The organism is Virgibacillus sp. W0430 (assembly GCF_051846935.1).
Taxonomy (GTDB): Bacteria; Bacillota; Bacilli; order Bacillales; family Amphibacillaceae; genus JBPYCR01.
The window spans coordinates 84,252-108,647 of sequence record NZ_JBPYCS010000006.1 but is presented as its reverse complement, the minus strand read 5'-3'; the positions used below and the strand labels follow the sequence as shown (position 1 = coordinate 108,647).

General features: G+C 38.3%; 21 protein-coding genes and 1 pseudogene. 13 read left to right on the top strand and 9 right to left on the bottom strand.

Annotated features, from left to right (window positions below; translation table 11 throughout):
• Nucleotides 1-3: 3 nt before the first annotated feature.
• Complete coding sequence (locus ACLIBH_RS05165) at nucleotides 4-210, top strand: hypothetical protein (RefSeq protein WP_439315626.1); 207 nt, start codon at nucleotides 4-6, stop codon at nucleotides 208-210.
• 295 nt (nucleotides 211-505) lie between these two features.
• Here ACLIBH_RS05165 and ACLIBH_RS05160 read toward each other — a convergent pair whose 3' ends face one another.
• The 3 genes from ACLIBH_RS05160 to ACLIBH_RS05150 form a co-directional block, all read right to left on the bottom strand.
• Entirely contained in the window at nucleotides 506-1,471 is a 966-nt protein-coding gene (locus tag ACLIBH_RS05160; protein ID WP_439315625.1) for an NADPH:quinone oxidoreductase family protein, read from the bottom strand.
• Between the two features lie 109 nt (nucleotides 1,472-1,580).
• Nucleotides 1,581-2,096 carry a methylated-DNA--[protein]-cysteine S-methyltransferase gene (locus tag ACLIBH_RS05155; RefSeq protein WP_439315624.1) on the bottom strand — a complete coding sequence of 172 codons (516 nt, stop codon included), beginning with the start codon at nucleotides 2,094-2,096 and terminating at the stop codon, nucleotides 1,581-1,583.
• A gap of 99 nt (nucleotides 2,097-2,195) precedes the next feature.
• The gene (locus ACLIBH_RS05150) at nucleotides 2,196-2,870 is read right to left on the bottom strand and encodes an HAD family hydrolase (protein WP_439315664.1); all 675 of its coding nucleotides are present in this window, start codon (nucleotides 2,868-2,870) and stop codon (nucleotides 2,196-2,198) included.
• A 306-nt stretch (nucleotides 2,871-3,176) separates the two neighbouring features.
• Between ACLIBH_RS05150 and ACLIBH_RS05145 the strand changes: the two are divergent.
• Nucleotides 3,177-3,498: pseudogene (locus ACLIBH_RS05145) on the top strand (IS5/IS1182 family transposase); the annotation flags it as partial.
• 679 nt (nucleotides 3,499-4,177) lie between these two features.
• On the opposite strand, the gene opp4C reads toward ACLIBH_RS05145, so the two are convergent.
• The 5 genes from opp4C to ACLIBH_RS05120 form a co-directional block, all read right to left on the bottom strand.
• A complete protein-coding gene (gene opp4C, locus ACLIBH_RS05140; protein ID WP_439315623.1) occupies nucleotides 4,178-5,083 on the bottom strand; it encodes an oligopeptide ABC transporter permease in 906 nt (301 codons plus the stop codon).
• Between the two features lie 15 nt (nucleotides 5,084-5,098).
• Nucleotides 5,099-6,064, bottom strand: a complete 966-nt coding sequence (locus ACLIBH_RS05135; RefSeq protein WP_439315622.1) for an ABC transporter permease — start codon at nucleotides 6,062-6,064, stop codon at nucleotides 5,099-5,101.
• A 161-nt stretch (nucleotides 6,065-6,225) separates the two neighbouring features.
• The gene (locus tag ACLIBH_RS05130) at nucleotides 6,226-8,037 is read right to left on the bottom strand and encodes an ABC transporter substrate-binding protein (protein ID WP_439315621.1); all 1,812 of its coding nucleotides are present in this window, start codon (nucleotides 8,035-8,037) and stop codon (nucleotides 6,226-6,228) included.
• A gap of 256 nt (nucleotides 8,038-8,293) precedes the next feature.
• Nucleotides 8,294-9,331, bottom strand: a complete 1,038-nt coding sequence (locus ACLIBH_RS05125; protein ID WP_439315620.1) for an ABC transporter ATP-binding protein — start codon at nucleotides 9,329-9,331, stop codon at nucleotides 8,294-8,296.
• Entirely contained in the window at nucleotides 9,328-10,317 is a 990-nt protein-coding gene (locus tag ACLIBH_RS05120; protein ID WP_439315619.1) for an ABC transporter ATP-binding protein, read from the bottom strand. The genes ACLIBH_RS05125 and ACLIBH_RS05120 overlap by 4 nt, the downstream gene beginning before the upstream one ends.
• Before the next feature lie 868 nt (nucleotides 10,318-11,185).
• Between ACLIBH_RS05120 and nadX the strand changes: the two genes are divergently transcribed.
• The 4 genes from nadX (at nucleotide 11,186) to ACLIBH_RS05100 (ending at nucleotide 15,416) form a co-directional block, all read left to right on the top strand.
• Nucleotides 11,186-11,965: an aspartate dehydrogenase gene (gene nadX, locus ACLIBH_RS05115; RefSeq protein WP_439315618.1), complete on the top strand. Its 780-nt coding sequence runs from the start codon at nucleotides 11,186-11,188 to the stop codon at nucleotides 11,963-11,965.
• 1,079 nt (nucleotides 11,966-13,044) lie between these two features.
• A complete protein-coding gene (locus tag ACLIBH_RS05110) occupies nucleotides 13,045-13,914 on the top strand; it encodes a transporter substrate-binding domain-containing protein (RefSeq protein WP_439315617.1) in 870 nt (289 codons plus the stop codon).
• Between the two features lie 99 nt (nucleotides 13,915-14,013).
• Nucleotides 14,014-14,679, top strand: a complete 666-nt coding sequence (locus ACLIBH_RS05105) for an amino acid ABC transporter permease (protein WP_439315616.1) — start codon at nucleotides 14,014-14,016, stop codon at nucleotides 14,677-14,679.
• Nucleotides 14,676-15,416 (top strand): amino acid ABC transporter ATP-binding protein, encoded by a 741-nt coding sequence (locus tag ACLIBH_RS05100; protein ID WP_439315615.1) that lies wholly within the window; start codon nucleotides 14,676-14,678, stop codon nucleotides 15,414-15,416. The genes ACLIBH_RS05105 and ACLIBH_RS05100 overlap by 4 nt, the downstream gene beginning before the upstream one ends.
• Before the next feature lie 168 nt (nucleotides 15,417-15,584).
• Here ACLIBH_RS05100 and ACLIBH_RS05095 read toward each other — a convergent pair whose 3' ends face one another.
• Nucleotides 15,585-17,240: a PucR family transcriptional regulator gene (locus tag ACLIBH_RS05095; protein WP_439315614.1), complete on the bottom strand. Its 1,656-nt coding sequence runs from the start codon at nucleotides 17,238-17,240 to the stop codon at nucleotides 15,585-15,587.
• A 191-nt stretch (nucleotides 17,241-17,431) separates the two neighbouring features.
• On the opposite strand from ACLIBH_RS05095, the gene ACLIBH_RS05090 reads away from it, so the two are divergent.
• The 7 genes from ACLIBH_RS05090 to ACLIBH_RS05060 all read left to right on the top strand — a co-directional run bounded on the left by ACLIBH_RS05090 (nucleotide 17,432) and on the right by ACLIBH_RS05060 (nucleotide 24,392).
• Nucleotides 17,432-18,811, top strand: coding sequence for an aspartate aminotransferase family protein (locus ACLIBH_RS05090; RefSeq protein WP_439315613.1), 1,380 nt, complete (start codon nucleotides 17,432-17,434; stop codon nucleotides 18,809-18,811).
• A complete protein-coding gene (locus tag ACLIBH_RS05085) occupies nucleotides 18,808-19,485 on the top strand; it encodes a CoA transferase subunit A (RefSeq protein ID WP_439315612.1) in 678 nt (225 codons plus the stop codon). The genes ACLIBH_RS05090 and ACLIBH_RS05085 overlap by 4 nt, the downstream gene beginning before the upstream one ends.
• Nucleotides 19,470-20,132, top strand: coding sequence for a 3-oxoacid CoA-transferase subunit B (locus ACLIBH_RS05080; RefSeq protein WP_439315611.1), 663 nt, complete (start codon nucleotides 19,470-19,472; stop codon nucleotides 20,130-20,132). Before ACLIBH_RS05085 ends, ACLIBH_RS05080 begins: the two co-directional genes overlap by 16 nt.
• A 412-nt stretch (nucleotides 20,133-20,544) precedes the next feature.
• The gene (locus ACLIBH_RS05075; RefSeq protein WP_439315610.1) at nucleotides 20,545-21,726 is read left to right on the top strand and encodes a thiolase family protein; all 1,182 of its coding nucleotides are present in this window, start codon (nucleotides 20,545-20,547) and stop codon (nucleotides 21,724-21,726) included.
• A 16-nt stretch (nucleotides 21,727-21,742) separates the two neighbouring features.
• Complete coding sequence (locus tag ACLIBH_RS05070; RefSeq protein WP_439315609.1) at nucleotides 21,743-23,008, top strand: peptidase; 1,266 nt, start codon at nucleotides 21,743-21,745, stop codon at nucleotides 23,006-23,008.
• A 256-nt stretch (nucleotides 23,009-23,264) separates the two neighbouring features.
• Complete coding sequence (locus tag ACLIBH_RS05065) at nucleotides 23,265-23,651, top strand: ectoine synthase (RefSeq protein WP_439315608.1); 387 nt, start codon at nucleotides 23,265-23,267, stop codon at nucleotides 23,649-23,651.
• A gap of 177 nt (nucleotides 23,652-23,828) precedes the next feature.
• Nucleotides 23,829-24,392 (top strand): TetR/AcrR family transcriptional regulator, encoded by a 564-nt coding sequence (locus ACLIBH_RS05060; protein WP_439315607.1) that lies wholly within the window; start codon nucleotides 23,829-23,831, stop codon nucleotides 24,390-24,392.
• Nucleotides 24,393-24,396 lie beyond the last annotated feature (4 nt).

Sequence of the window (24,396 nt, the reverse complement as noted above, 5' to 3'; positions counted from 1 at the left end):
TTCATGCATTGGTTAAATTGGAATGATTTTATTACCCCTTCTAATCCGTATGCGGCTTTATTTTTTGGGGTAGTTATAACTGGCCTAGTTTCAATAGGCATCTGGTTAGAGACGAAGGAATGGAAAATAGTTTTTACTGTACTAGGTGTCGGTGCAGCAACTTCACTTATTGTTGTATTATTATTAAACATTACAGGTTTTTATTATTAGAAGTAAATAAACCGATCAAGCGCAAATTAAAAATAAGAAATCACTACATTAGCATATTAATAACATACAGGTTCCATCATCAAAATTGGATGAATGGAACCTATCTTTTTCAATCAACGTTGGTAAAGCATTGTATTTCAATTAAAAGTCCACGAATATCAATGAGCGCCTGAAATTGAGAAATGCGCGTTTTGACGTGCTCACTTTCTACCGGAGAAGCTTGCTTTCCGTGGAGGCATAGCAATTTACACTCCTCAGCCAGATCGGTACGATTCTAGCAAGAGGCTTGCGTAGTCTAAAACGCTAAAACCATTCTACCTTTTGTTTTTCCCACTAGAATGTCTGAAAGCGTGTGAGGTAATTGGTTAAGGTCTATTTCGGTACTAATTGAGTCTAACTGCTTCGGCTTGAGGTCTGTTGCCATTCGTCTCCACAGTTTTTCTCGAACATTCATTGGGCAGTATACAGAGTCAATTCCTAATAAATTAATACCTCTAAGAATAAATGGGAATACACTAGTTGGAACCTTTGTACCTCCTGTTAAACCAGTTACAGCAACTGAACCGCCATATTTTATTGAGCTAAGTACATATGCGAGTGATGAGCCGCCTACTGGGTCAACGGCTGCTGCCCATCGTTGCTTATCTAGCGGCTTTACTTTGTCAGTTTGTAAAGCAGAGCGTTGAATAATTTCTTCTGCGCCAAGGCTTTTTAAATAAGCGTGTTCCGAATCCTTTCCAGTGCTTGCAGTTACGTTATAACCACGCTTTGCCAGCATGGCAGTCGCCAAGCTGCCCACACCGCCAGTAGCACCCGTAACAAGAACAGGGCCACTTTCTGGGGTAATCCCATTATCTTCTAAACGTTGAATCGATAGTGCCGCGGTAAATCCCGCGGTACCATAAATCATTGCTTCTTTAAGAGATAACCCTTCTGGTAGAGGGACGACCCACGCCCCGGGAATTCGTGCGTATTCACTAAACCCACCAAAATGAGAAACGCCAATTTCATAGCTAGTAGCGATTACTTCGTCTCCTTGCTTAAATCGCGCATCCTCTGATTGAACAACTACCCCAGCAAGATCTATGCCAGGAATGTGAGGAAATGACTTTACGATTTTTCCATCAGGAATTGTTGCGAGCCCATCCTTATAATTTACACTCGAATAGCTCACTCGGACGATAACTTCTCCATCAGGTAAATCATCTAAAGTTAAATTGGCAATGTCTACAGAAAACGTGTCCTTATCATTTGATACCATTAGAGCTTGGAATTTTTCGCTATTAATAGATAAAACCTCCTCATTGTTTAGTATTATGTTCCCTTTGTACGTATATATAACACGTCGGTTTTTAAATGAGTGTGTAAAGTTACATTACACCTTCTATAGCTAGCAATGCTTTTTTAACGTTCAATCCACCTCGATAGCCGGTTAACGACCCATCCTTTCCGACTACTCGATGACAGGGGACAATGATTGGTAAAGGATTTGCCCCAATAGCAGTACCAACTGCTCGTACTGCTTTAGAATTCCCAATTTGAATCGCTATTTCTGAATAGGAGACTGTCTGCCCGTACGGGATATTTAACAAAGCATTCCACACCGATTGCTGAAAAGCTGTTCCGTTCAGATCAAGCTGCCAGGAGAAGTGCAAACGTTCCCCATTTAAATAATTGTTTACCTCCTTAATGTTCGTTGCAAATTTTTCTTCCGTTTTAATTAGCTTGTAATTTTTAAACCGTCTATTTATCCAGCTGGTGAATGCTTCAAATGGCTCATTTGGCAAACTTACATAACATAACCCAAAATCTGTCGCTGCTAGGTAAATCTCCCAATTCGTTTTTTTATGAAGGTAGCTCGTCCAATAGATCGATTGTTTCCCCATTCTCATCCACCTTACTTAATCAAGTTATTTGTAAATCTGAAAAACTTAAATAATAGTGTAAAACAATGCCTGCTTTACCATCGTACAATGTAGTGCAAATTAAATGATCTCCCAATCCTTTTCATTAGCGATTGCCAATAGCTTAGCATCTGGTTGAACTGCTACGGGATTTCCGACGAGTTGAAGTACGAAAAGGTCGGAATAACTATCTCCGTATGCAAAGCTATTTTCCCAGTCGACTTGCTTGTTTTTCAGAGCTTCTTGGACTTTTTCGGTTTTCCGATTTCCTTGAATGTGGTAAAACGGCACAGTTTGGTCGAACTTCCCATTTTTCAATGGAACATCTGTACCGATGATTGTATCGAAATGGAGGTGCATTTGTTTTGTAACAGCTGTTAATAACGGTGTATACGCACCTGAAACGAGCATAACGTGATCGCCTGCTTCATTATGTTGTTTTAAACGGTTTAAGACACGATCATTAAAATCATTAGACATTTTTTTGGCTAACTCTCCAAAATATGTATGAAGTTCTTCTTCCGATAAGCTTTCCAAAGCGACCATGTATAGCTTCATAGAGCGCTCTTTCATTTTACTTTCTGGATAGATCTTTAATTTGTAACAAATGTAAAGGGGGAGGATGGCTCGATAAAACTGCTTGAACTTTTTATGATATAGCTTGTGATGCTTTAAATGATTCATTAATAGTTTAAATGTTTCTTTTTTATATATTGTGCCGTCAAAATCAAAGATTGCTAGGCGCATGTAGTTCACCAATCTCTCTATTTATACTCCTAATTATAGTTAAAGGATATCGTGTTTTAAGGAGGTTCGCAATGAAATAGAACTATTTCAGTTAAGTAGAAAGCGATTGGATTTGGAAAGCGCAGATTTAGGTATGGCTAAATTCTTCGGCAAATCTTTCCCAAACAGGTACATTACTCTTCGTCTTTCTGTTCGTTATCTTTGAAGATAATAAATCTTCCAAGGAGTTTATTTTATTACTTGAATGAACTTCATAATTCCAATCCGATACAGGGCAAGGGTTTGAAAACGTAAAAAAGAAGTACCTCCCCAAATGATAGCTATGATTCCAAATACGAGACCTTGAAATACACAAGCCCCAAGGAATTTATCGATTGTCCATTGGCTACTGAAGGCATTTGTCAAAAAGTATTTAAGGTGAAGATAACCAAAGATCTTCGAAGATATACAGCTTCAGCTTGGGGATCAAAAGCTTGGGAAATTATTTATAATCGATGTACAGCCGTTGAGCGAATTAATGCGTATCTTAAAAGAGTTCTTTCAATTAAACAATGTTCGTTCCAGAGCAGGTAATCGAGCAAAAATTCACTTTGATATAGACACCTTAATGTACAATGCATCTAAATTAGTTGCATAGCAACGCCAACTCGTCTGTGTGGAATCCGGATCCACGCAGACTCCTGCAGAAAAAGCAACAGCCGAAAGTATGAGTAAACTGTTTGTGGGGGAACAGATGCACGAATCTAACTAGATAATATGTGATCAATTTTACTTCGAACGATATACACATGAATAACACCGTTGATATTCACTGCAGGTGGATGCTTTCCGCGGGCACGGAAAGCGTAGTGTATATCTACTGCGGTCGGTAGGAATCAATACTAAAATTAACGAATACAAAGAGAGGTTTTTTAACTTCTTAAAATAACACCGACAAATACTTGCCTCAATCCAGCCGAAAATCCATTTTAAAAGTTTTGGGGCAACCTTTTAAAATTAGTTGAGGCGTTGTCTGCGGAAAGCGGAGTGGTTCCGGGTGGAACACAGCAGACACCAATCTAGCTTTAAGTTTTTAAGTGGATTTTAAAATTCTGTTCTTTTGTGATTTTTTAAAAATGGCAATTATGAAATTGACTCACTTACGTTATTTATAGTGGTATTTGCACTTTTAGCATTTAAAAAAGCGAAACAAATTTATTACCTAAACAACATAAAAAAGACAAAGAACAAAACAATGTTGGAGTGAGCTATACGTACTCAATCCAACATGTGATTTAGAAAATTATTATAGGAAAGAAGATAAATATTTACGCTATTTATCTTCGGTTGCTTTTTGGATCGAATGCATCACGTAGCCCATCTCCTATAAAGTTAATGGCGAGAACCGTTATTAAGATGCAGAGACCAGGTGGAATCCATGCCTCAGGATGATACCGAAGTATACGAATGTTTTGCGCTTCAGATATCATATTTCCCCACGTAGGTGTTGGTTGAGGAATTCCCATTCCGATAAAGCTTAGAGCGGATTCGGCAATAATCATTGTTGCCATTAATAAGGTAGCATTTACGATAATCGGACCAATGGCATTGGGAAGGAAATGTTTGAATATAATTCGAAAGTCTCGCGTTCCAATCGCACGCGCCCCTAGAACGAATTCTTGTTCTTTTAATGATAAAAATGTTGCTCGAATAATCCGTGTTAACGTAGGCCAAGTTGTTAACGCGATAATTGTAACAAATATCGAGATTGTAATTTCGTCAACGATGGCAATAATCGTTAATGCTAAAACTATAAATGGTAAAGCTAACACTAAATCGGTTAAGCGCATAATAAAGCTATCGATGAAGCGACCATAATACCCACTTAATGAACCTAAAACAACACCGATAGCAACTGTAAACAACATCGCACTAACACCGATCGTTAAAGATACTCTGCCGCCATAAAGTAAACGAGCGAAGTTGTCCCTTCCTGAAGCATCGGTTCCGAGAAGATGCTCACTAGTAGGAGACTGTTCCACAAACAATAAATCCCCTTTTGTCGGATCATGATTTGTAATTAAAGGAGCAAAAATTGCTGTTAGAGAAATAATAATGAGTATAATAACACCCATTATCGCTAATTTGTTTTTTAAAAAGCGCTTTACCGCTAGTTGAAACGGACTTTTATGTTCTGTTGAAGGTTCTAATTCAACGGCTGGATCATAATTTTTCGTTTGCATGCAAACGAACACCCCTCAATCATAACGTATTCTTGGGTCAACAATACTGTAAAATATATCTGCCAATAAATTTCCGACCAAAATTGCAATCCCCAAAAATAGTGAAATTGCCATTACAACCGGATAATCCCGGTTAACTACAGAACCGATAAATAAGGAGCCAATACCAGGGAAGTTAAATACTTGTTCTGTTATAATAGCGCCTCCAAGTACAGCACCTAGCTCAAAACCCATTAGTGTAATTATAGGAATTAAGGCATTTCTCAATGTATGCTTATATAAAACGCTTTTTTCGGTCATACCTTTTGCTTTTGCTGTTCGAATATAATCACTTTCCAAAACATCGAGTACTTCTGAGCGCATGTAACGCATATAGGTTGCTGTTCCTGCTAAACCTAACGTAATACCAGGCAATATAAGATGATGAATTCGATCGAAAATCTCCTTTAAGCCAGAAACATCTGTGCTTGATACTGTTCCTTGGGCAGGAAACCATCCGAGATTAATGGAAAACAGATAGATTACAACAAGTCCAAAAAAGAAATTTGGAATAGCTAACCCCATAAAGCCAAAAGTCGTCGCTGTATAATCTAAAAATGAATACGGGTTACGGGCAGAGAATATGCCAATTGGAATGGCAACGATTAACGTGATGAATAGCGCAAACATACCCAAATATAATGTATTGGAAAAACGTTCTACTATTAGACTTTGTACGGATCGGCCATTAAAGACAATCGATTCCCCAAAATCTCCTTTTAAATAGGAGGCAGCCCAATTTAAATACTGTATGGGAATAGGATCATTAAACCCCAGTTCTTCTCTTTGTTGTTCATATACTTCTGGTTCCACATTAGGGTCGAGAATTTTACCAGTAAATGGATCACCCGGCGCAGCTTTTGCTAGTCCAAAAACAACGATAGATAACGCCAGCAGCATTGGTATGAATAAGATGATTCTTCTTATAATGTATTTATACATAGTCAGCCCTCCATGTAGGAGGAGACTGAGACAAAGGTGATTAGCGAAAGGAAACGGCAGAAGTTGTTTCGCTTTTTTCATATCCTTTACGTCAATTGCGCTAAAGGAATGTACATATAAATATAAACGCTATATGTCTCAGTCTCTCTTTTATTCATAAATTATTCGCGGTCCAGCCACCATAAGTGTGTGTTTGCATACATTGTGTAAGGGCGTGGATCGATTCCATTAATATCGACATGATGTGCCCATAGATTGTTTTGTGCGTACAAAATAAGTGCTGGTAAATCATCAGAGAACAAATGTGTCCATTCGGAATAAATCTTTTTTCTATAATCCTGATCAAATGCCTCTGGTGCTTTTAAAGCATTTTCAAGCATTGCTTGGGATTCTTCGTTATTCCAGCGCGAGAAATTGTATGCATCTTTAATCCCCCATAAGCCTAATGGATCTGGATCACCGCTTCCGAGAGACCAGCCTAATAAATATAAATCCCAGTCGGTATTATCATTTGTTAAGCCTTCTACGTATGCAGACATTTCCTTAGGCTGTCGTAAGTTAACTTTAATTCCAACATCTTCTAAATATTTTTTTATAATTGGAGCGGAGCGTTCACGCAGTTCATTCCCAGTTGGATAGTCCATATTTATAACCCACTCATTGCCATCTGGGTCTGTTCGGAACCCATCATTTCCCATTTTATAGCCAGCTTCATCAAGAATTTCAGCAGCTTTGTCGGGATTATAATTGTAATCTACGGCAGCATTTTTATCGTGCGCCCAAAATTGTACAGCGATTGGTGAGTTAATAATTTGTCCTTTTCCATGAAGTAAGCCTTGCCCAGGGCCTGTTCCAATGAGTGCTTGACGATCAATAGCCCAAGCGATCGCCTGCCGAACTTCTTTAGGTATTTTCTTGTTAGGGTTCCAATTATCTGGATTTAGTTCACCAGACTCTACATCTTCTGCTGTGCGATGGTTATGCTTAAATCCTAATAATTGATAGCCAAAATCAGCTTGCTCAATAATATTTATATGGTCATAGCCGTCAACAATTTCATAATCAGGTGGAGCAATTCCTCCTGGCTCAGCAACAAAGTCAATTTCTCCGTTTTCCAGTAATCCGGTCATTACAGATTGTTCAACGACCTTCCATACAATTTTATCTAGGTAAGGCTGTGCCTTCCAATAGTCATCATTGCGTTCTAGTACGTACTGTTCTCTTTCAATCATATCGGTAAATTTAAATGGCCCTGTACCGATTACTTTACCCGGCTGAAGCGATGCTTCAAATTCTGGCATTTCTGCAACAGGGACATCTTCATATACGTGCTTCGGAATAATGAGAAAGCTTGCCGAAAACTCCGGATTAATATTCGGCTCTGCAAATTTAAACGTTACGGTAAGGTCGTCCTCAGCTACAACGCCTTCAAATTCATCTGTTTCGCCTGCTACGTACGCATCATATCCTAGCAATTGTGTAACGTAGTTCGTTCGAATTCCACCAGCCTTTACATAATCTGGATCAGATATCATTTGATACGTGAACACCACGTCCTCAGCAGTAAAATCCTCACCATCATGCCACTTCACACCATCTTCTAATGTTACGGTTAATTCGGTATGGTCATCATTCGTATCCCACTCTTTAGCTAGATTAGGGATCCAATTTAAACTGTTGTCCTGACTAAATAACCCTTCAAATACAAAGTCAATAATGTTTGCTTCGTATGCTTCTTCATAAAAAATAGGGTTAAACATCCCTGTTGGTGCGGAATACATTGCTCCAACGATTGTTCCTCCTTGCTTCGGTTCACCGGAATCAACCGCTTCCTCTTGTTCTTGAGACTCGCCTTCTTTTGTATCTGTTTCAGCTGGAGCTTCAGACGATGAATTTTTCGAACAAGCTGAAAGAAGTACTCCAAACAGTAAGAGCAACGTTAATAAAGTAAATAGTTGCTTTCGATCGATCATTCGATTTCCCCCTCAAGCGAAAGTTTGGCGTTTGAATTACGCCTCATAATTCCATTCATTCCATTAAATACGTATCATTACTAATAGAAATGGGCGTGCAACAGATCGTGTGTTTTTAAGAGAACTTTAAACTTATTTTATTACTTTCGTGGCATAGTACTTTAGCGTCTTTCACAATGTAGAGTCATTTGACGTAAGCTGCATATTGGACGCATCACCTCCTATAAAATATGATGATATGATGTACACGGTACATTTACTTTGGATTGTATAAATGACATGCAACGTAGTGGTCCTTTTCCACCATTTGCAATTGGGGTCGTTGCTCAAAACATTTCTTAAAAGCATAAGGACATCTTGTATGGAATGCGCATCCAGACGGAGGATTTGTAGGGCTAGGTAAATCGCCTTTTAGAATTATTTTTTCACGTTTTTCTTTTTGTCCTGGATGTATATGTATTGTTGGGATAGAAGAGAGTAGTGCTTGCGTATATGGGTGTAATGGATTTTGATATAATGATTTTTTCGTTGTAAGCTCAACAAACCGCCCTAAGTACATAACGGCAACTCGATCACTAATATGTTTAACAACACTAAGATCATGAGCAATGAATAAATAGGTTAATTGTAATTCATCTTGTAAATCCTTCATTAAATTTAAAACTTGAGATTGGATAGATACATCAAGTGCAGAAACCGGCTCATCACAAATTACGAAATTAGGCTTCATAACGAGCGCTCTAGCAATACTAATTCGTTGGCGTTGCCCACCTGAAAATTCATGTGGATATTTTTGAACATCTGAAGAACGTAAGCCAACCTTTTCGATAATGTCATATACTTTCTTTTTTCTCTCGTGTTTAGGTAATCGACCTTGTACAATTAATGGTTCTTCTACTAACTGTTGAACACTCATTTTTGAATTTAAAGATGCAAAAGGATCTTGAAAAACGATTTGCATATTTTTGCGGTACGGTCGAACTTGGTTCTGGTTAAGTTTGGCTAAATCGATGCCATGAAATAAAATCTTTCCTTCTGTAGGGTCGGTCAGTCGCAAAATCGTTCTTCCTAACGTTGATTTTCCTGAACCAGATTCGCCAACAATACCTAACGTTTCCCCTTTGAATATAGTGAATGAGATATCGTCCACAGCTTTTAACTGCCCTACTGTTCGCTTTAAAACACCACCTTTAATAGGAAAGTACTTTTTCACGTTTTTAATCTCTAATAATTTATTATGTACATGTAACGTGTGATCCACTTTGTTCTTTTTAATCGAATTTAACGACTTCATACAAGCTCCTCCTCATCCTCATATAAATAGCAGCGAACGAAGTGGTCATCTTTTATCTGTTTCAAGGGAGGATTCAATTTCTTACACGCATCCATAACGTATGGACAGCGCGTTGAGAAGCGACAGCCTTTTGGAAATTGGTACGCAGGGGGAACAGTACCTTTTATTGACCCGAGACGATCTACTTCTTTTTCAAGGTGGGGTAAGCTCGTTAATAATCCTTTGGAATACGGGTGCTTCGTATTGTGTAATAGTTGATCTGTTGTTGTATGCTCAACGATTTGTCCACCGTACATAACCATTACGCGGTCAGCGTATTCAGAAACGACCCCTAAATCATGCGTAATTAGTAATAGTCCCATATTAAACCGCTTCTTTAATTGGGCAATCAGCTCAAGGATTTGCGCTTGAATAGTGACATCCAATGCTGTCGTAGGCTCGTCAGCTACTAATAGCTTCGGTTCACATGAAATAGCCATCGCAATCATAACCCGCTGCCTCATTCCGCCAGACAATTGATGAGGATACTCCTTCATTACGGCACTTGCACGAGGAATGCCAACCATATTTAATAAGTCGACAGCTTTATCGTGTGCAGCTTTTTTTGATAGCTTTTTATGCTTACGTAAAATTTCAGTAATTTGACTTCCAATTGTAAATACAGGATTGAGCGCGGTCATTGGTTCTTGGAAAATCATTGATATTTCATTCCCACGGATCGTTGCTATTTGTTTGTGATTAATTGTTAGTAAGTTTTTATCGTGCAAATAAATCTTTCCGTCTACAATCTTTCCAGGTTTGTTAACTAATTGCATGATCGAAAGAGCGGTCATGCTCTTGCCACTTCCGGATTCACCTACTAACGCAACTGTTTCACCTGGATAAATCGAAAAGGAAACGTCATCAACGGCTTTGGCAGTCTTCTTATCGTCTAAATAAAAGTATGTTTTTAACTGTTCGATATGTAAAACAGGCTGTTTCGTCATTATTTAACACTCCAATTCTATGGTTGGAAGTTAGAAAATAGTACTTCATTAACTCGTTATGCACCACTTTCATAAAGTAAAGTAATAGTGTGATATAATAAGAAGTATAGTAGTTAAGCTCCTTAACAGTTGTTCACTATATGTTATGTACAGGGTGTAGCACATATTCACTTTAAATTTAATGATTGTAAAACTTTTAAAACAGAGAATCTATAACAGCATTTGCTAGTCTTGTAAAGGCTACTTTATTTGGCAATAATATGATTTACTTATCTAGGTCATTTTGCTTTAGCCATAGGAAGTTGTATGAGGAGCTCTACCTATCTTTTGAATTAACAATATCCGAAATTTATTTAGAAAGTTGTAAAACGGAGGATCGAAAAAAGCAGTCTATCAATTCGATGAGACGATGAAAGAAAATTTCTAACAAAATCAACATCTAACACGATAGATTCTTACCGATTTTTTTCCTCATGCTGGACTCACGCACTTCCATTTACTCGTGTTGGAGAGCCAATTGATTTACACACATTAATGAGTCAATTTCATAATTGTCATTTTTAAAAAATCACAAAAGAACAGCATTTTATTTAAAGATTTAAAGCGAGATTGAGTCTGCTGTGTTCCATCCGGGTACACTTCGCTTTCCGCAGGTAACGCCTCAACTAATTTTAAAAGATACTTCTTTAGATTGCTTGAAAAACAAGATTTTCTTGGACATTCTCTAAAGTACTCGATTCACTCAATTTCGTTAAGAGTCAAGGTTCTAAATATCCACCGAGAAATACGTGACTCAACCTGTAAAAGGATTGTTTTTGAAAGTTGTTATAATATAGTAGATAATAGATGAAGCGAGGAGGTCGAAAGTATGAAAGTTGGTATAATTGGTGCTGGTGCGATTGCGACGTATTTAATGGAAAATTTATCAGTTGAAAAGCAGTCTAATATTAAGGTTACGAGCGTATACGTACGAGACATTGATAAATATAAGCATTTAGAAAATACATATGGTGTAAATTTATATACAGAATTAACAGAATTTCTACATGCTGATGTTGATATTATCGTTGAAGCAGCAAATATTGAAGCTGCTCAGTCGTTGTTGCCAAAAGTAGTAGAAAAAAAGGATGTTGTACTAATAAGCATAGGTGTTTTATCGGATCACCTATTTTTGCAACGATTGCACACACTCGCAGAACAAAATAATCGCTATATATACTTGCCATCCGGAGCAATCGGAGGACTGGATCTTTTGCAAAATGCCTATATCTCTGAAGCAATTTCAGAGGTATCTTTAACGACAAGAAAGCCAGCCCATACGTTAGTACGTGAGCCGGTTGAGAGCTCTAAGGTTGTTTTCGAAGGAAAGGCATCGGACGCGATTAAGCAATTTCCTAAAAATATAAATGTTTCAATTGTGTTAGCACTTGCTGGGCTTGGTATGGACAAAACGAATGTAACGATCATTGCGGATCCGATGATAGAAAATAACATCCACACGATTGAAATGAATGGGGCGTTTGGAAATGCAACCTTTACAGTGACGAACAATCCGCTCCCTGAAAATCCAAAAACAAGTTACTTGGCAGCGATGAGCATTAGAGGAACATTGCAAAGGTTGTCGGATAGAATAAAAATAGGTTGTTAATAGATTCTTATAAAGATATGTTTTTGCGTTTTTGCATGAATTCATCTGTTAAAGGAGATCCTCCCATTTTAAAATAGCTACATTTGAATATTTCCGGAGACATATAAAACGATCAGCTCACTTTACATAGCAGCTGCTCGTTTTTATATGTAACGTGTATATGTACTTGGCTAAGTAGGAAAAAATGTAAATGTATGATTATAAAGGGAGTTTTATTACTTTAAATAAGACTGACAAATATGTGGACCTATTTGCTAGTTTCAAAGTAACGGTTCGTATTGATAAAGGCTTGTGTTATAATTGGTTGTAAGTAAACGGTGCTCTTTTACAGCATACATCAATTTACTGCAGTATAAGGAATGATTGTGAGAAAACATTGAAACTAAAGTCTTAGCCGCTTTGGGATATCCCTCGTCTGAACGTTGATCAGCAGCCTCGTTAATGGGAAAGCATGCGTCTGGAGACCCCAGAATGAGCGCTCTTTGCGAGCGAGGAGGTTCAAGCAATGCCCGAGGAAAGCGTCCGCCTGAAGTGAAAGTAACGGAGTTATAAAGTTTGTATAACTCAAAAATGAAGCAGAATAAATTGGCTAAGATTACTGCCTAAATATACTATATGAGTAGTAATATACATGAAGAAAGTTAGAACGTTGAGATGCTCTAATCTTTCAGTGCTCCCACCCCCCCGAAGGCATCTTGCATTTTATATTTACATATACGGGTCGTATAACTATTTAAAGCCCATTTTGACCGCATCGTATAATGAAAGCGCTATCACTAGGTTGCTATAATAAAAGGTACAGTAAAGAAAAGCTTAACGTTCTATCGTGTCAAGCTACAAATTATTGTTAATAAGTGATTTATACAGTGTTTGAACAATCTAAGAAATTAAATTACGATGTACACTTTGTACAAAAAATATTCAAATTATTAAGATTATTGGATAATGAAATCGCTACCATTTACTTGATACGATTAGATAACTTCTTAATGATATACATCACGTCATTTTAAGAAGGGGTACAATTTTAAAGACAAAACAAACAAAAACAACTATTTTTATAAAAAGGAGAGGGAAAAATGAAGAAGTATTATTTAAGTATATTATTAGGTATTTTACTAATTGGTTTGCTTGCCGCATGTGGTGACTCAGGAGAAACAGAAGATGCAACTGCTGAACCGGAAAAGGAAGAAGCTGTAAGTGAAGAAGAAGGAGCTTCAGAAGAAGAAGAGGAAAGTGATTCATTTACTACTATTGAAGAAGGGAAGTTAACATTTGGTTCAAGTGGGTTATATAAACCATTTAACTATGAGGATTTAGACGGAAATGAAACAGGCTTTGAAGTAGATCTAGGCAATGCTTTAGCCGAAGAAATGGGACTTGAACCGAATCCGGTGTTTACACAAGACTTCGGCGCGCTGCTGGAAGAAGTTAACACAGATCGCATAGATGTTATTTTAGGGAGTTTGACCATTACAGATGAAAGAGCAGAGGTGGTGGATTTTTCCAGACCTTATTATACATCCGGACCGTTGTTTTATGTGCATAAGGATACAGACGACATCGAAACATGGGATGATTTGGAAGGAAAGCAAGTCGGTGTAATTGGTAATAGTGTTTATGAAGATACGGTATTAGAACACATAACGGAAGACTATTTATCTACTTATCAATCCGATACGGTAGCCTTGCAAGATTTATCAGCGGGTACAGACAGACTGCATATGGTGTTAACCGATAAAATTGTCGGTTTAGTACAAATTGATGAAAATAACTTAGACATTAAGCCTGTCGGTGATCTAATACTTGAAGAAAAAATTGGTGCAGCAGTAAGAAAAGGAAATCAGCCGTTGCTTGATGAGATTAATCGTGCCTTAGACGAATTAATTAATAATGGAACGTATGAAGAAATAAGCAACAAATGGTTTGGAGAGAATATTTTAGAATAAAATTTAATGACGTGCGCACAACTTACGTGCGCACAGACTGTTTATAAGAAGTTAAAATCAAGGAAAAAGGCTAACTTCAATGTATTAGGAGGAATGATAATGACCTTTTGGGAGCTGTTTATAGAAACAATGCCCGGTTATAAGGATGCAATAATAGCTACCGTTAAAATTACGGTGCTCGGGCTCATTATAGGGCTAGTGATTGGATTATTCTTTGCCTTTTTGAAAGTATCAAAGTTTAAGCTATTAAATATAATTGCAGATTTATATATTACAATTATTCGCGGTACGCCGCTCGTCGTACAAATATTTATACTCTATTTTGGCCTCGTTCATTTTGTAGATTTGGGTCGTTTTTTATCGGGGGGCATTGCACTTGGCGTACATAACGGAGCATATATAGCTGAAATATTTCGTGGCTCGATTCAATCGATTGATAAAGGGCAGGCAGAGGCTGCTAGAAGTTTAGGTATGTCCTATAGACTGTCTATGCGTAGAATTGTCTTACCTCAAGCATTAAGACGTGCCATACCTCCATTGGGTAACCAATTTATTATTGCCTTGAAAGATTCTTCTCTCGTTGCTTTCATCGGATTTCAAGATTTATTTAACCGTGCTCAACGAATTCAGTCGGCGACTGGGCTTGCGATGGAATCATATATTATTGTAGGGATTTATTACTTATTGCTCGTACTTATCTTATCCTTTATCGTAAACAGAATTGAACATCGATTATCTAGAAGTGAAAGGGGATTAAGTACATGAGTGATAAAAATATAGCAATTAAAGTAAACCAATTAAACAAAAGCTTTGGTTCCTTGCATGTTTTAAAAGATGTCGATTTAGAAGTGAGAGAAAGTGAAGTTGTCGTGCTGATTGGTGCGAGCGGATCTGGTAAAAGTACACTCCTGCGGTGCTTGAATTTCTTGGAAGTGAAAGAAAGTGGGACGATTCATTTAGAAGGGAAAGAGGTTGATCCGAAAAAGGATGACTTAAATAAAGTACGCGCTCGTACTGGTATGGTGTTTCAGCATTTCAATTTATTCCCACATATGACCGTTATTGAAAATATTATAGAAGCTCCCGTTTATGTGAAAAAAATGAAAAAAGAAGAAGCAATTAAAATTGGCAAAGAACTGCTAGGTAAAGTAGGCTTAGCTGATAAGGCAGATGTGTATCCACGAACCTTATCAGGAGGGCAGCAACAACGAGTAGCGATTGCACGTGCTCTCGCAATGAAACCACAAATTATGTTATTTGATGAGCCGACATCCGGACTTGATCCAGAGCTTGTAGGAGAAGTGCTTGAAGTGATGAAAGCGCTTGCACGAGAAGGCATGACTATGGTTGTCGTAACACATGAGATGGGGTTTGCCCGCGAGGTAGCGGATTGGGTCGTTTATTTAGATCAAGGCTCTGTTGTAGAGATCGGCTCTCCTGAACAAATTTTTGAGGATGCACAGGAGGAGCGAACGAAAGAGTTTTTAAGTAAAGTATTATAATATTACTTTCAGAATTCTTATTTAAATGAGGCAGTAAAAGAAATCCTTCATGTATACAAGGGCGTACATGTGAAGGGTTTTTTTCATTGCCGAATTAAAATAAGGCGGACGAAAATTACGCCATATTTTAATTCGGGTAAATAAATAGAAAGAAACAGGTTAAGCAAATTAGAGTGTCGCATGCTCCATAGCCTCGACTAATTTGTATGCCATCACAGCCATTTGTAGCCTTAACCGGTCATCGGCAACTTTTATATTCAGTCCGGTTCTTTTTTCGATTTGATTGAGCCGGTATCGCAGCGTATGGCGGTGAATAAATAATTCATCGGCAGCCATTTGAATGCTTTGGTTATTTTTTAAATATACATATAATGTTTCAATTAGATCAATGCTCTGATCGTGTGTCGGTACAATGTTTTGAAGGCAATCTTCATATATCGTACGTAACTCAATGCCAGAACGGTTCATTTCCAGAAGCAAGTCATACATACCTAAGTCTTCATATAAATAAATATTCCCTTGCTTATGAAGTAAATTGGATAGCTTTACTGCATCGTGTGCTTCTCTCGCACATTTTGCAAGCATATCTATCGAATCATAATGTCGACCGATTCCAATAGCTAATGGCTGTTTTGGAAAGAAATACTTCCACTGGTCATTAATTTCTTCTGCTAATTGAAAACAGCTTTTCCGCATCTCTGTAGTTGAATCGCCAGTAACATTCGTTAGAAGTGTTAAAGAATCTAGCTTCGATTGGATAAGGTGTTGCTTGTTTTTTTGCTGTAACAATTGCTCTATTACATAATATAATTGGTCGATTTGCTTTTCAGCTTCTATTCCATTTGTTTGAAAAGTGAAATAAATAACAGTTTGACGAACCGTTAGATCGTATCCTAGTTTTTTTGCTTGCTCGATGACAATTTCGTTTTCGGAATAGTTTTCGTTAAAAATATCCTCTAAAAAGTCCCCTTGTAGACGTATTTTAGTCTCCTCAACTGCTTGTTTTTTTAACGATTCAATCGCATAAATTGTTGCAGCATGACCTACTGCAATTTCGTCTAGCTCTTTCCACTTTTCAATCGGCTTAATAATTACAACCCAGCCATAGCAAGCTTGCTTTGCAATAATTGGACATATTGTTATTTTATAAGGATCAATCGCTTTATGAATGGTCGCTTCCTGCTTCATGCACTCCAATAAATGAGCCTTTAAATTCAATTGTTTATCATGGATGTGTATTGTTGCCTGGTGACCGAGTGTGATCGTGTCTTCATTTCTATGGTGATGTATGATTTCATAAAAATCATTGAAGATGATAGTTGTGGAATTGGTTAGTTTAGCGAGTGTATTTGTAATTTCAGTAGGACCTCGGTTGTTCAAGACTAGCTTCGTCAGCTGTCGATGAATGGTCGCTGAAAACTCTAACATATGCATTTGGTTATGTACAATTTGCTCCAGAAGTGCTTTCGTTATAACTGAAAAGTTAATATCAGTAGGGATTTCAATTAAAGGTAGACCACTTTCATTTGCAGCAGAAATAAAGCTTTGAGGGATTTCTTTCATATAGAAGCTCGTATATATAGCAATTCCTGATAATTTATTCGAAGTTAGCAGTTTATGAAACTCTTTAATTTGTGCCTCATTTTTATCAAGTCCGAATGCAGTAGTAATAAGAAATTCGCCTTCCTGCAAGCGGCGTGTATCTTCTACTACTTCAACGATCGTTACCCACTTAATATTGTTTGCAAGGCCTTCGTGACCAGCAACGAGCTTCGTATTTTTCATTACTGGCAATTGCAGTGCCTCATATATGCTGAGTGCCATTCATCCCCATCTCCTCTATTAATATAGGTAATATTATACACAGTGTACAATGAATGGTCAGAAAATTCTATTCCGAGGTCGAATGGATAGCTGATATAGATTGTTTATAATTTGATTAATCGCAGCAAGCTTACTGTACTAGAAACTGGCTAAGTTATGTTGATGTTTTTACTTTGACAAGAGGTGATAAAATGCATCGTACCCATTTAATAAAGCCCATATTGGATGAAGAATACCGTGTAGCTACTCATGGAAAAGGAATCTATCTTTATGATAAGGAAGGAAAAAAGTATTTAGACGGTTCATCTGGAGCCGTTACGGCTAGTATTGGACACGGCGTGACTGAGATTATTCAAGTGATGAAAGAGCAGGCAGAACGTGTATCATTTGTTTATCGATCACAGTTTACAAATGAACCTGCAGAAGCTTTAGCGAAGAAGCTTAGTGAATTGGCACCAGGTGATTTGAATTGGTCTTTCTTTGTAAATAGCGGATCAGAAGCTACTGAGACAGCTATGAAAATTTCTATTCAATATTGGCAGGAAAAAGGAATGCCAATGAAAAATAAAATTATTTCTCGATGGATGAGCTACCATGGAATAACGAATGGTGCTTTATCCATGTCCGGGCATCTAGGGAGACGGGAACGTTTTTCCTCAATACTTGAACCTTACCCTACTTTGTCCGCTCCTTATGCGTACAGACCTCCAACGAATGTAAGCGATTTAGATGTTGATGTGTATTACGCTGAAGAATTGGAGCGAGCAATTTATCGATTAGGAAAAGACCACATTGCCGCATTTATAGCTGAACCGATTGTCGGTGCTGCAGGCGCAGCTTTAACCCCTTCAGATCGCTACTTTCATTTAATGAAGGACGTATGTAAGCGAAATGATATTTTGTTCATTGCCGATGAAGTAATGACTGGTATCGGTCGGACTGGAAAGATGTTTGCAATCGAACATTGGAATCCGGTTGTTCCAGATTTGATTGCTATGGGGAAAGGAATGACTGCTGGCTACACGCCGATGGCGGCTGTACTCGTTAGTGACCAAGTAATGGCACCGATTTTGGAAGGATCAAAATCAATTATGAGTGGACATACGTTCAGTGCAAACCCTCAGTCGGCTGCCGTATCATTGGCAGTATTGGAATATATAGAAAAGCATAATTTAGTAAAAAGATCAGAAGAAATAGGGCAGTATTTGCTCGATAGATTAAAAGAACTTGCCAATACTTCAAATATTATTGGAGATGTACGTGGTAAAGGGTTATTCGTTGGTGTTGAATTTGTAGCAAACAAATTAACGAAAGAGACCTTTTCTCAAAATGTTCAGCTTACCGACTTAGTTGTGCGAACCGCATTTGAAAATGAATTACTCGTATATCCAGCTGCAGCGGGGCTAGACGGGTTAAGTGGTGCCGCAATAATTATTGCTCCTCCACTCACCATTCAAACGGTAGAGATAGATGAACTAATTGCACGGTTAAGTAAGACATTAATGGAAGTTGAGGTTTTCCTAATAAAACAGGGGCATTTAAATATGAGCGGGAAGGCGGGGGTGCAATGAATAAAATCTGTTCTGTAAAAGAAGCACTGAATGGTTTGGAAAGTGGTATGACAGTGATGGTCGGCGGATTTGGTGGAATCGGAAACCCACCTACCTTGATACAAGCAATACTCGACAAAAATATAAAATGTTTAACAGTTATAGCAAACGACGCAGGCTTTCCTAATGTCGGTGTCGGAAGGCTCGTCACGAATGGAAATGTAAAAAAACTAATTGCATCTCATATAGGTTCTAATCCTACTGCTGGGAAACGCATGCATGAAGGAGATATGGAAGTCGTTTTTTATCCCCAAGGTACACTTGTAGAAAAAATAAGAGCTGGTGGAGTTGGCCTAGGTGGCATTCTTGTCGATATCGGAATGGATGGTTTAGTAGCAAAGGGAAAGCAAGTTGTACAAATAAAAGAACAATCGTTTTTATTAGAGGAGGCACTAACTGCTGACGTTTCGATTGTGTATGCGAAGCAGGCGGATTCGTTTGGAAATCTTATTTTTGATAAAAGTGCGCGCAATACAAATCCTTTAACAGCGATGGCGGGAAAAATCACAATCGCTGAAGTAGATGAAATAGTACCGATGGGGGAAATCGATCCGGAATCCGTTGTAACCCCAGGTGCGTTTATCGATCGAATTATTTTAAGCGAAGGGGTGAATTGGAAGTGGGCATGGGAGTAAGTGTACGGCATCAAATAGCAGCAAGAGCTGCCAAAGAAATTAAAAACGGAATGATTGTAAATCTCGGAATCGGAATGCCGACGTTAGTGGCGGACTATTTGCCAGAAGCGATGGAAGTTATGTTTCATGCTGAAAATGGCGTATTAGGTACAGGCCCTGCACCGGAAAAAGGAAAAGAAGATATGAACTTATGTAATGCTGGTGGCTTACCAATGACAGTTGTACCAGGTGCTTCCTACTTTGATAGCACTACCGCATTTGGAATTATACGGCGCGGCTTACTGGACGTTACAATATTAGGTGCGTTTGAGGTTAGTACAAAAGGAGACTTAGCGAATTGGATCGTACCAGGTAAAATTGTGTCTGGTATGGGTGGTGCAATTGAATTAGCTCAAAAGGCAAAAAAAGTAATTGTTTTAATGAGCCATCTTGATAAAAGAGGCAACTCCAAAATCGTTGAACAATGTGCCTTGCCATTGACAGCGAAATGCTGTGTAGATTTAATTATTACCGATATGGCGGTAATTGAAGTATCTCGTGACGGTCTCACTTTAATAGAGGTAATGGAGCCGTACGATGTAGAAGAAGTAATTTTAAAAACCGCTGCCCCATTAAATATTTCAGATGAAATAAAGACGATTCAATAATAATAAAACGTCCAACGAACGAATTCATTGGTTTTCGGATTAGCTTCTGGAAAATTAGGAATGGATCCTCACAGGACAGCAGGGAGAAGCCACTGAAAGGCTGTCGTTTTTTGAGTAAAGTCTTTTCGTTCATAAAAGTTAGACAACTTTAATGCTGTAGTTGTAGTGGAAGGCAGCGACTCCAGTCTCAAAGAGAATGAATCGAATCCCCTGGACAGAGCGGAGCGAGGGAAGCGGCTCTATTGGGCACATTACCTAATACGAGGAGGTACACCATTCGACCGTGGAAAGCGAGTAGATTCCATGAGCGAGAATGCTAGCAATTTGCTTCTTAATTAATTACTATCCGAATACTTGAATGTATTCCGTACTTTATAGAAGTCATTTTTAAAATATACAAGGAGGATTGAACATGAATGAAGTCGTTCTCGTATCTGGTGTTCGTACAGCTGTAGGCGCATTTGGAAAAGCACTCCGATCCGTGCAAGCGAATGAGCTGGCGCAACACGTTTTAGAAGGGTTAGTGAGAAACGCAGATGTGTCAAAAGCTGATGTGGATGAAATTATATTTGGGCACGGGTATGTGCATGGAGGCGGACTAAATTCTGCTCGAATTGCATCCCAACGTGCCGGTTTTCCAAAAGAAGTGCCCGCATATGTTGTGATAAAAGCTTGTGGCTCTAGTTTGAAGGCGATAACTAACGGCGCTGCTGCAATCGCATCCGGACAAGACGACACAATTATCGCAGGTGGTACAGAAAGCATGAGTAACGTTCCATATCTCGTGAAAAATCGATGGGGAGCGAAATTCGGAAACATAGAACTGGAAGATGCGTTGTTAGCTGACGGCTTAACGTGTTCATTAGGGAATGAACATATGGGAATAACAGCCGAAAGACTTGCTCACAAATATAATATATCCAGGGAAGAACAGGATCAGTTTGCTTTCCAAAGCCATTGTAAAGCAATAAATGCCCTTGAATCTGGGAAGCTCCAGGAAGAAATTTTTCCGTTGAAAATTAAAACAAAAGAAAAAATGGCAATCTTCTCCACAGATGAATCGGTTCGTCATGATATTAATATGGAAAGCTTGAGGAAATTGTCGCCAGTTTTCAAAGAAGATGGGCTTATAACAGCGGGAAATGCGTGTCCGATGAACGATGGTGCTGCCGCTGTTTTAATGATGTCTAATAAAAAAGCAGAAGCAAAAGGCTTAAAGCCACTCATTAAAATAAAGGCTTATGTAAGTACCGGCGTCGATCATGCAATTATGGGTATTGGACCAGTAACAGCAACGCTAAAAGCACTTAAAAAAGCAAAGCTATCCATCGAGGATATCGGTTTATTCGAATTAAATGAAGCATTTGCAGCGCAAGCGATTGCCGTAATAAAGGAATTGCAGCTCCCTCCAGAGCGAGTAAATGTGAATGGTGGAGCGATTGCACTCGGACACCCTGTAGGTGCAACGGGGGCAAAATTAACTGTTAGTCTTATGCATGAAATGATTCGATCAGAAACACGTTTCGGATTAGTAACAATGTGTATGGCCGGAGGCATGGGGATTTGTGTTATTTATGAAAATATGACGGTATAAGAAAGGGTGTTGCACGTTGACGAAGCAAGCGCAAATAAGCAATTGGATTGAGAAAAACAAACAAGCGAGCGTCGATTTTCTTCAAAGAATGGTTCAAATCCCAAGTGTACAAGGGAATGAAAAAAAGGTTCAAGAACTTGTTGTGGATAAACTTACAGAATTAGGCTTCCTCGTTGATATTTGGGAGCTTGACGGCGAACAGTTAAAAAAACACCCGTACTTTTATTCCTCAAGAGAAGCATTTGAAGGGAGCCCGAACGTCGTTGGAATATTGAAAGGAAGCGGAAAAGGACGCTCCATTGTGCTAAATGGGCACGTCGATGTAGTTCCAGAAGGAGAAGAAATGCAATGGAAACATGCCCCTTATAGTGGAGAAATTATCAATGGAAAAATGTACGGACGTGGAACAACCGATATGAAAGGTGGGAATATGTCTCTGCTAATCGCAATAGAAGCTATTCGCTCGTTAAATATACAATTAAAAGGAGATGTCATTTTTCAAAGTGTTGTAGAAGAAGAAAGTGGTGGTGCAGGAACGTTAGCGGCTCTACTAAAAGGATATACCGCTGATGCAGCCATTATCCCCGAACCAACTAATATGAGATTATTCCCTAAGCAGCCTGGTTCAAAATGGTTTCGGTTAATTGTAAAGGGCAGAACAGCGCATGGAGGAACACCGTATTTAGGTGTTAGTGCAATTGAAAAAAGCATTCCAGTTATCAACCATATTAAACAACTGGAAACAGTACGAAACAAACGAATAGATGATCCACTGTATGATAAAGTCCCAATTCCAGTTCCAATTAATATTGGACGAATTGAAGGAGGAGATTGGCCGTCTTCCGTACCGGATGTCGTTAAATTGGAAGGGCGAATCGGGATCGCGCCAAATGAACAAGTAGAGGACGTACAAAAAGAACTGGAAAATTGGATCGAACAACTTAAAGAAATAGATCCATGGTTTACAGAATGTCCTGTTAAAGTTGAATGGTACGGTGCACGATGGATACCAGGAGAAATTGCGAATGATCATCCGTTAATGAACGTACTGAAGAAAAATTATACAGCTATTACAAATGAACAGCCTATCATTGAAGCATGCCCATGGGGTACGGACGGAGGACTTCTCACACGAGTAGGAAATACGCCTTCCATTGTATTCGGCCCAGGGGTAACGGATGTAGCGCATTATCCGAATGAATATATCGAGCTTGAGAAAATATTCGAAGCAGCAGAGATTATTGCTTGTACAATTATTGATTGGTGTAACTTCGATAAGTAAAACGTAGTTCCCAAAAATAATTCATTTTTCATCGTAGCGGGACGTTGTTAGTGCATATAAAACAATCGTTACAGTGCAACATAATTTAAAAAATCTTATAACACTGTCAATGGAGCTTCCATCGTTTTCGTTAATTCTTTTCCTCTATGTCTAGGACAGTAATCGATCATCAAACTTTATTAAGATTTTTTGTAATCGCCACCAAAGTACGTTATACTTGTCGGTGTTATGTAATTAAAGAAGGGAGAAATGCAGCATGATCGTAAAATCATTGGAAGATATTATCGGAACGGAAGACGAAACATCGGGTGAAACATGGACGAGTCGTCGTTTTATCATGAAAAAAGATAACGTCGGATTCAGTATGAATGATACGATTATCAAAGCAGGTACAGAAAGCTACTTCTGGTACAAAAACCATATCGAAGCAGTTTATTGCATCGAAGGCGAAGGTGAAGTAGAAACAGTAGAGGACGGAAAAGTGTACCCGCTAAAGGCTGGAACTATGTATCTATTAGATAAAAATGACAAGCATTATTTACGAGCAAAAACCCAAATGCGAATGGTTTGCGTGTTCAACCCGGCGCTTGTGGGAACAGAAACGCACGACGAAGACGGGGTATATCCATTACTTACTGAGTAGTGAACGAAGAAAAAGGCTGGCGCGATTCAGCCTTTTTTTTATGCACTGATGTCAATACAAGTTAATATTTGGCAGGAAGAAAAACAGTGCAATTTTATGTTGACACATTTATTATTATGTCATACCATTTAAATATATAGACTGGTTTATATAATATTCGATGAGGGGAACGAATATATGAAGAAAAACTCTCGGGACAATATGATTGAATCAACTGCTTTTTTATTACAAAAGCGTGGATACGTTGGCACTGGCGTTAATGATATTATTGAACATAGTGGGTCTCCAAAAGGCTCTTTATATTATCATTTCCCAGAAGGAAAAGAACAGTTGGCGCTTGAAGCAGTTAAATGGACAAATCGAAATGTAACCGCTTTTATCAAAGGGAATTTAGAGAAATATACAGACCCTGTCGTATCTATTAAACAATTTATATTAGATAGTGCAAATCGATTTGAAAAGGATAATTATTTTCATGGCGTACCGATTACCGCATTAGTATTAGAAACAGCTTCAATAAGTGATAACTTAAGAATGGCATGTCAAGAAGTTTTTGATGCGTGGAGTACGGAGTTTGCGAATAAACTAGTTGAACAAGGATACAATCAAAAGGAGGCGGAAAACCTCGGGACAACGATCAATATTATGATACAAGGTGCTTTTGTTATATCTTTAGCAAAGAAAAATGCAGAAGCGCTAAAAGTTGTTGCAGAAAAAATACCGTTATTATTAGGGAAATAATTTT